Source organism: Bacillus cereus group sp. Bc010 (genome assembly GCF_027716745.1).
Lineage (GTDB): Bacteria > Bacillota > Bacilli > Bacillales > Bacillaceae_G > Bacillus_A > Bacillus_A pacificus.
The window spans coordinates 1-6,300 of sequence record NZ_JAQFUY010000069.1 but is presented as its reverse complement, the minus strand read 5'-3'; the positions used below and the strand labels follow the sequence as shown (position 1 = coordinate 6,300).

The following is a 6,300-nucleotide window of genomic DNA, read 5'->3' as shown; positions in this document are numbered from 1 at the left end:
TAGCTAGCTTTTTAGAAAGAATAACGTTTTTTGTCACTTGGGGGTAGTGAAAATTCTTAAGTTGATGGGCATGGGGTACCGCCAGCATTTCGGAAAAAAACCACGTTAAGAATTTTTCGGTTAATGTTCCCCTGATTTAAGGACAATACAAGGGGAGAAAGAAACATCTATGCTGAAAAGTGTAACGTATACTTTTGGAAAAGGTTTATGGCAATCATTTTGGTAATTACTTTTGGTAAAAGACTACCTCTTTGCTATCAAGAACCTTAACCAAGATTGAATAAATTACAAAAATTATGGTTTTTGGTAACTAAAGTTTTCCTTAACGCTGTTAAAAGTACTCGTTTTTATGTTGAAATTTGCTTAACGTGGTTTTTTTCCGTTTTGCGGTCTGTACCCCATCGCTATCAAGCTAAATTTCTGAAATATCCCCAAAACGAAAATTTCATCCTTTCATAGTTGTCCATAGGTTCTTAGGGTGATTTTCATTTTTGAGAAGAATAAATTTCTCAAATTGATGGCAATTATAGAGGGGTAAAAATAATGTTACGATGTTTATAAAAAATATGCGAAGAAATATGTTAATAGATTTTTTAATAATATTCATATAAAATACTATTTTGACTTAGATTAAACTTTGTTTCAAACAAACATTAAAATCTATTTTAAAGAAAGGGAAATATGGTAGAAAATGAAAGCAAACATTAAAATTATTGAAAAGCTTAAAGAAGAATCTTGTACCTTCTACATTCACAAAGTAACATCTTTTATTCTAGATATGGTATCAACACTAGAGAATAGTTCTGATAACTATTTAATAGTTAATTCTACTCACAAAGGTGAACAAGAAAAAATTTCTTGCTCAACTGTTATTTATTTGGAATATCTTGAAAGGAAAATTTTTGTTTATACAAAAGAAAATATATTTGAGATAAAAAGTCCTTTATATAAATTACAATCTGAACTTCCAGATAACTTCATTAGAATTTCAAAAACTATAATTATCAATATTCATTTTTTAAACAAATTCTCCGCTAAAGCAAACGGAAATTTGGAAGCACTGCTTTCAAACAGAGAAAAAGTAATTGTGTCAAGAAAATATGTTTCTTCATTAAAAAAACAGCTAAAAAAACATTCCCAATAACCACTTATGTATTGATTTTTACCACTTATGTTTAAAAGTATTTCTTTATATCTCCTTTGATGTAAATATTAATAAAAACAAAGGAGGATATACAATGTATACTATGATTAAAGAAGTATTTATAAGAACTCCATTATGGGTATGGATATTATTATTCATTTTAATAAAAAGGGGTATTGCTATTTCTCAAGAAAGACCAATTAATTTATCTAAAATGTTCCTTGTTCCCATGATTTTTATGATATGGGGGTTAGATAAAATTATCACTAAATTTTCTTACTTAGGATATTGTTTAATAAGCTATACGATTTTCATTCTTCCAGGCATTTTGATTGGATATTTGTTATATGCAAAATATCAAATTTTTTTCAAGCAAGAGACGGTTACTTTCAGGAAGAAATGTTACCTTCCATTAATAATTATATTGATTAATTTCTTTGTAAAATATGTCTTAAATGTAACTTTAGGAATTTATCCATCATTTTATGGTAATATTTCGTTTAATATAATTTATTCTGCCATAAGTGGACTATCTGTAGGCTTATTTTTTGGAGGAATATTCTACACATTTTATATAATATACAATCAAAATTAAATAAACTTATCTTAAAATCATAAAAAGAAGGGAAAGACTTTATTGAAACTAAAAAATCGACTGTGTACAGGTTTAGGAACTGGTTCATTTATATACATGATAGTTTTGCTATCAAGAAACAATAATATATCTATTACACAAGCTGAGATAATAAGTGTTCTTATAATCTCAGCTTGTGCAGGCATTTTTACATTCATTTTTGATATTGAAAGAATCAGCTATTTGTTCGCCTTGGTAATCCATTTTTTCATGATGATTATAGTTGTCTTTCTTATATCTACATATAACCATTGGATAGAAATATTCCCAACTGCTGATTTTCTTGAAAGTATAGTTTTGATATATGCATTTTCTTGGTTAATATCATTTTCAAATACAAAAAAAGATGCTAAAGAATTAAATATGTTACTAAAAAATAAGAATAACATTTAAAGTGTCCTTCTATACGAGGCTGCTGCATCGATATTAAATTAGCAAAAAAATTTCCCTGAAATTTAAAAATACGCTATTCTTTCTATAGAATCATAGGAAAGGATGGCGTTTTTGTATGTCTATTTCTGTATCTGATGAATTACAACTATTTGCTCAGGAGATTCAAAGATTTTTATCTTCAAATATCTTACTAGATTTTGCTAGAGATGTCGGTTTCGTACAACGGACCAGTAAATACCAAGCAAAAGATTTAGTCGCTTTATGCGTATGGATGAGCCAAAATGTCGCTACAACTTCTTTAACTCAGTTATCTAGCTGTTTAGAAGCATCAACAGAAGTACTCATCAGTCCCGAGGGACTGAATCAACGATTTAATAAAGCGGCCGTTCAACTTTTACAACATGTATTAGCTGAACTACTAAACCATAAATTAACCTCATCTATGCCACTTTCTTCTCCATATACTTCTGTTTTCAAGCGTATTCGTATTTTAGATTCAACTGCATTTCAACTCCCGGATGTATTTTCATCGGTTTATCCAGGTGCAGGAGGATGCAGCCATACAGCGGGAGTAAAGATTCAGCTTGAGTATGATTTATTAAGTGGAAAGTTCCTACATATTCATACAGGTCCCGGTAAACAGCATGATCGAACCTATGGTTCTCTGTGTGTTCCAACTGTGGAACCAAATGATTTATGTATCCGTGATTTAGGGTATTTTCATTTAAAAGATCTTCAACATATACAAGATAAAAAGGCTTACTATATCTCTCGTATTAAATCTAATACACGTATTTATCAAAAAAATTGCAAACCTGATTATTTTCAGGATGGAAGAATAAAGAAAGGTACAGAGTATATACAGCTAGATATGGAGGTATTAATGAGCTCTCTCCAACCAGGACAAACATATGAAATATCCGATGCCTATGTAGGTATGACTGATAAAGTACCAACCCGTGTAATCGTTCATCGACTTACAGATGAACAACAACAAAAACGATTACGTGATCAAGCTATACGAGAAAAAAAGAAAGGAATGAAGTATTCTCCTCGTAGCAAACGACTCAGTGGTATCAATGTATATATGACAAACACCCCTACAGATATTGTTCCGATGGGACAGGTACATGACTGGTATTCTTTGCGTTGGCAAATCGAAATTTTATTTAAAACGTGGAAGTCATTCTTTCAAATCCATCATTGTAAGAAGATAAAATCAGAACGATTGGAGTGCCATTTATATGGTCAATTGATTGCCATTCTACTCTGTTCTTCTATCATGTTTCAAATGCGCCAATTGCTCCTCATGAAGAAAAAACGAGAGCTTAGTGAGTATAAAGCCATATATATGATTAAAGACTATTTTCTTCTTCTATTCCAAACTATACAAAAAAACACCCAAGAGCTATCAAAGGTGTTACTTCGTCTGTTCAATCTTCTACAGCAAAACGGGCGAAAATCCCATAGGTATGAGAAGAAAACAGTCTTTGATATATTAGGTGTCGTTTATAATTGTACCATGTCTGATAACCAAGCAGCTTAATTCAAAAAAGGAAACCCGTTAGGGTTTATTTTGTATGCAAATCTTTAAAGCATCTACGTATAGACTTTCCAAAAAAAGAAACAATCTTGCTTATCATTGACGTTACACGGGCTTAGCTTGATAGCAATGGGTCTGTACCCCTATTACAGAAGAAAACATTCAAAAAGCCATTGAGTGGATTATTAATGCCTATAATCGATTTAAATTACCTAAATATTGGGGAAATGGAACTAGTGCTTCGGCTGATGGCACAATGTGGGATTTATATGAAAAAAATTTATTATCAGAAAATCATATTCGATATGGAGGATATGGTGGAATTGGTTATTACCATGTCTCCGACACTTATATCGCTTTATTTAGCCACTTCATTCCTTGTGGTGTCTGGGAAGGTGTTTATATTTTGGATCTTCTCATGAAAAATAAATCTGATATTCAACCTGATACTCTCCATGCTGATACCCAAGGACAAAATGCACCTGTTTTTGGGTTAGCTTATTTACTGGGGATTCAACTTATGCCACGTATTCGTAATTGGAAAGATTTAAAGTTCTTGCGACCAAGTAAAGAGTCTACCTATCAACATATTGATGGATTGTTCTCACACTCAATTGATTGGAATTTGATTGGAAATCATTATAAAGATATGTTACGTGTAGTAATGTCGATTAAAATGGGACGAATTCATCCTTCCACGATTTTAAATAAGTTAAATACATATAGTAAAAAGAACAAGTTATATCAAGCTTTTCGAGAGTTAGGTAGTGCCATTCGCACTTTATTTTTGTTAAAGTATCTATCAGATGAAAAATTGAGAAGTACAATTCAAGCAGCCACAAATAAAAGTGAATCTTTTAATGGGTTTTCAAAATGGCTATTCTTTGGTGGTGAAGGAATCATTGCAGAAAATAATCGAGAGCGTCAAAGAAAAATCATTAAATACAATCATCTAATCGCTAATTGCTTAATTTTTTACAATGTATTTCACCTTACACGGATTCTTCATGAATATATACAAGAGGGAAATAAAATTGATGCGGAAGTATTGTCTGATCTGAGTCCGTATTTAACATTTCATGTAAACCGCTTTGGGAAATACCGACTAGATTCTAATCGGCGCCCTCCAAATATTGAATTTGATATACCTGTATCACCGATTCCAATTGAAGGAACTGGTTAATCTAAGCAAGAGCGGGGACAATTTATATAACTTCCCCTCTTGCTTTACGTTTGCGAGTGGCTCCAAAAAGAAGGAATCGTTGCCGTACCCCTATAACACCAGATGAACAGGGAAGACTTATCATTCACGGGTTATTAACAGCAACTCTTCCAACAAAAGTGGGTGGAGATAACAATGTACTGGCTCGTACTATGAATCTAGAGTTTTTAAGACCTGTCTTTACGGGAGATACAATCATTTGTGAAGTTAAAATTGAAAAATACGAAAGGCAAGAAAAAAGTAGAACAGCTATTATTGCATCCTTTTTATGTAAAAATCAGAATGAAACAGCGGTCTTAAAAGGGGATTTTTCAGGTGTTATTCTTTAAATTCTTTATACTTTCTTCAATGAATTGGGTGCGTTACTTGAAGAGAAATAAGATTAGTTGTTGCTAAGGCATACTTACTAAAAAAGTTATTATGTTACCCCCATCCAAACCAGGACGGGGGTATTCGTATTGAAAGTATTAAACTTTAACAACTTATAGTAATCTTGACATTTCCTTATTGCGGGTGGTGACAGCTTCGCTGGTACTACCCCTATTAAGCACGAAAATAAATGTAGACTATTACTTTTGTGTTTTATTTTTTATTAAACATTACGGTACGTGAAATTTTATATATCACTTATTAAAAAAGCCCCCATAGATCTTACACCTATGAGAGCTACCTAAGGGTATTTAGACTTTCGACTCCATTCTATTGTAACAGACTTTCACCATACATGAGAAACATAATGAACCAAAAACAGACCATCATAATAAGAAATTCTTTAAACCCTTGCTGAAAGGAAATACGACCTTCATCCATTCTACATGCCCCTTTTCTTGATATCTTTATATATGTTAAAATAAATAGGAAAGAAATCAGTCAATTTCTTTCATCTACGGTCACTCAGACTTTTGCTCTTTGTTTGCTTTTGCAAATGAAGAGCTTTTATTTTGCATACTTATGCTTACTTTCTAACATCGCATAGCGCAATAGCTTTAACTTTGTCTCTCTTTTCAATGCTTTCCACTCAGATACACCAATTTTCATGTTCCATTCCTCCAATAATTAAATTTGTTATTTATAGAGCTTATAAGTTCCAGTTGTAAATTTTCCTAATTTGTTTATCGCTAAATCCTTCGTGGACAGCGAAGATTTCTGGAAAATCCGAGAGACACAAATCAATAATTGTATTATCAGTAGTTCTTATATAGTAATATTGAACAGCCCCTTCATAATTCGAATATAAATAGTATTTATGAATTTTATAATTTAATCCATTTTTCTCTAATACCTCATAGGGGTCCCGCCAACCAAATGACATAAAACCCACGCTAAGACATTTTTTGGAAGGTAAAAAGCCGATTTTCCCACGT

General features: G+C 31.9%; 5 protein-coding genes and 2 pseudogenes. 6 read left to right on the top strand and 1 reads right to left on the bottom strand.

Going from position 1 to position 6,300, the window contains the following annotated elements; genetic code table 11:
• Positions 1-691 precede the first annotated feature (691 nt).
• The 6 genes and pseudogenes from PDQ68_RS28110 to PDQ68_RS28085 form a co-directional block, all read left to right on the top strand.
• A complete protein-coding gene (locus PDQ68_RS28110) occupies positions 692-1,144 on the top strand; it encodes a LytTR family DNA-binding domain-containing protein (protein WP_087986214.1) in 453 nt (150 codons plus the stop codon).
• 94 nt (positions 1,145-1,238) lie between these two features.
• Entirely contained in the window at positions 1,239-1,739 is a 501-nt protein-coding gene (locus PDQ68_RS28105) for a hypothetical protein (RefSeq protein WP_270787152.1), read from the top strand.
• A gap of 42 nt (positions 1,740-1,781) precedes the next feature.
• Entirely contained in the window at positions 1,782-2,171 is a 390-nt protein-coding gene (locus PDQ68_RS28100) for a DUF3021 domain-containing protein (RefSeq protein ID WP_240587953.1), read from the top strand.
• A 115-nt stretch (positions 2,172-2,286) separates the two neighbouring features.
• Positions 2,287-3,717 (top strand): IS4 family transposase, encoded by a 1,431-nt coding sequence (locus PDQ68_RS28095; RefSeq protein ID WP_270787150.1) that lies wholly within the window; start codon positions 2,287-2,289, stop codon positions 3,715-3,717.
• A gap of 142 nt (positions 3,718-3,859) precedes the next feature.
• Positions 3,860-4,897 (top strand): annotated as a pseudogene (locus tag PDQ68_RS28090) (transposase); the annotation flags it as partial.
• Between the two features lie 92 nt (positions 4,898-4,989).
• A pseudogene (locus PDQ68_RS28085) lies at positions 4,990-5,265 on the top strand (hotdog domain-containing protein); the annotation flags it as partial.
• A 749-nt stretch (positions 5,266-6,014) separates the two neighbouring features.
• Here PDQ68_RS28085 and PDQ68_RS28080 read toward each other — a convergent pair.
• On the bottom strand, positions 6,015-6,248 hold the full coding sequence (locus tag PDQ68_RS28080; protein WP_270787153.1) for a hypothetical protein: 234 nt from the start codon (positions 6,246-6,248) through the stop codon (positions 6,015-6,017).
• Positions 6,249-6,300: the final 52 nt, after the last annotated feature.

Excerpts from the sequence above, each read along its gene's own strand:
- PDQ68_RS28110 (WP_087986214.1), top strand. The coding sequence starts at position 692 with ATGAAAGCAAACATTAAAATTATTGAAAAGCTTAAAGAAGAATCTTGT.
- PDQ68_RS28105 (WP_270787152.1), top strand. The coding sequence starts at position 1,239 with ATGTATACTATGATTAAAGAAGTATTTATAAGAACTCCATTATGGGTA.
- PDQ68_RS28095 (WP_270787150.1), top strand. The coding sequence starts at position 2,287 with ATGTCTATTTCTGTATCTGATGAATTACAACTATTTGCTCAGGAGATT.
- PDQ68_RS28080 (WP_270787153.1), bottom strand. The coding sequence starts at position 6,248 with ATGTCATTTGGTTGGCGGGACCCCTATGAGGTATTAGAGAAAAATGGA.